2 protein-coding genes are annotated in these 1816 nt (G+C 51.3%); both read left to right on the top strand.

Annotation, left to right across the window (positions count from 1 at the left end; genetic code table 11):
* Positions 1 to 96 precede the first annotated feature (96 nt).
* Positions 97 to 393 carry an antibiotic biosynthesis monooxygenase family protein gene (locus AC2FLP_RS22050; protein WP_299895612.1) on the top strand — a complete coding sequence of 99 codons (297 nt, stop codon included), beginning with the start codon at positions 97 to 99 and terminating at the stop codon, positions 391 to 393.
* A 185-nt stretch (positions 394 to 578) separates the two neighbouring features.
* Positions 579 to 1478 carry a hypothetical protein gene (locus AC2FLP_RS22055; RefSeq protein ID WP_496686556.1) on the top strand — a complete coding sequence of 300 codons (900 nt, stop codon included), beginning with the start codon at positions 579 to 581 and terminating at the stop codon, positions 1476 to 1478.
* Positions 1479 to 1816 lie beyond the last annotated feature (338 nt).

The following is a 1816-nucleotide window of genomic DNA, read 5'->3' on the forward strand; positions in this document are numbered from 1 at the left end:
GAGCCCATAGGCGACATTTTTAAGCCGTGCTGCTATGAGTTGATCTTGAGGCGATCATGCAGACGGAGACCCCGCCAAACCAAAAGGAGGGGTAAGATGATTATGCGCATTTTTCAGGTATTGGTTCGAGAAGGTAAGGAAAAGGAGTTCGGTGAGTTCTTTCACAATACCGCTATTCCATTAATGAGGGGGACCAAGGGTATCGTACAAGTTCTTCCCGGTGCATCTCGCTCAGATAGTCCGAGAGAGTTCAGTTTCGTGATGATCTGGAAAGACCTTGCCTCTCTGAAAGCCTTTGTTGGGGAAGACTACCAGTCGCCACATGTCGATGCGGCAGAAGCCGAATTGGTCGAAGCTAGAACGATTAAGCACTATGAGCTGGTTGAGAGTTGAAACTAGGCGAGATGTCGAAACAAAATGCGCAGTCCAAGCGCCTGTCATTAACGCTGAATGTTCGGGTATTGTTCAACGAATTGCGAAAGGCTGCTTCGTCCCGCCTAGCAGACTTTAAAGGACTCGAACCGCTCGTTCAGGAATATCGACCCAAAGGAAATCCAGCGTCACGTAGGAAATGTCATATGAAAAACCTTACTCTAACGTGCTGCTTCGGAACTATTTCCCTAGGGTTCACAGCGTTTCCCTCTGCTGCACAGCCCCGGCTAGGTTGGGCGTATCAGATTGATGGGCTTGCCGCGTTTCAAGGGGACGCGGAGTTGAGTGACGGTGGCGAGTTCTCTGCAAGTCGAACATTTCTACGTGTCACCGCACTTTACAATCTGGAAGAAGGAAACTCCGTTGGGCTTTCCACCAGCTTCGGCAAGCTGGACTATAACTTCAGCCAACCGAACAACCAGCCTTGGGAAAACATCCGTGACCTTCGTATTGCTGTTCCTGTCCGGTTTCGTGTGGGTGATACTACAACGGTTTTTGTGTCGCCACAAATCAGGTGGGACTATCAAAGCGGGGCCTCCTCATCTGACGGCAGAACCTATGGTGTTTTTGCTGGTATTGCTTGGCAACTGAGCGAGCGCCTGACGATAGGCCCGGCCTTTGGTGCGTTTTCTCAATTTGACGATGGCAGTGCTGATTTTTTTCCGGCTTTGCTGGTCGACTGGGACATAAATGATCGCTGGAACTTGAACACTGGCTCTGGTGTAGGAGCGACGCAAGGTCCCGGATTGACACTGAGTTATGCGTTGAATGACACGATAGACCTATCGTTGACCGCGCGGTCGGAAAGGATTCGATTCAGGTTGGATGGGAGTGACCTTGCCCCGGGTGGAGTAGGTGAAGATAAGAGTATCCCTGTAGTTCTTTCTGTTGGCTACAACCCGAATCCTGGGGTTTCATTGAGCGTATTTGCGGGCGCAGAATTTGACGGCCGCCTGACGCTAGATGATGCGAATGGAGCGGAAATTAGTCGTCAGAGCTATGAAACAGCGCCATTGGTTGGGCTGGCGTTTAGGGTCAGGTTCTGATCACAGCATTGAGCCTGTTTGCCAGATGTGTACGCAGGTTTTCTCGCGGCCGAGTTCATACTTCTGCTTTGTCCGCATGTGAGACATAGAACAGAAGCGCAGCGAACGGCCGGATTGAGTTTTGGCCATTTTCACGATTTGAATGTCCGGTTTCGGGAAGTAGTGCTGCACCGCCGCGGGCATTGCCGTGGCACGGTCGACCAATCAAGGTGATTTTCTCCGCGCTAACTTAGTCCCGCAACTCGGACCTTGCTCGCATTAGGATTAAGGTCCGGTTACATCGGTAAGCCGACCTTCACGGACTTAACCGCAGATCATCGACCATTAACGGCCGCTTT

The sequence above is a fragment of the Ruegeria sp. CDSA141 genome, from assembly GCF_059612005.1.

Coding starts and splice junctions, on each gene's coding strand:
- AC2FLP_RS22050 (WP_299895612.1), top strand. CDS start 97: ATGATTATGCGCATTTTTCAGGTATTGGTTCGAGAAGGTAAGGAAAAG.
- AC2FLP_RS22055 (WP_496686556.1), top strand. CDS start 579: ATGAAAAACCTTACTCTAACGTGCTGCTTCGGAACTATTTCCCTAGGG.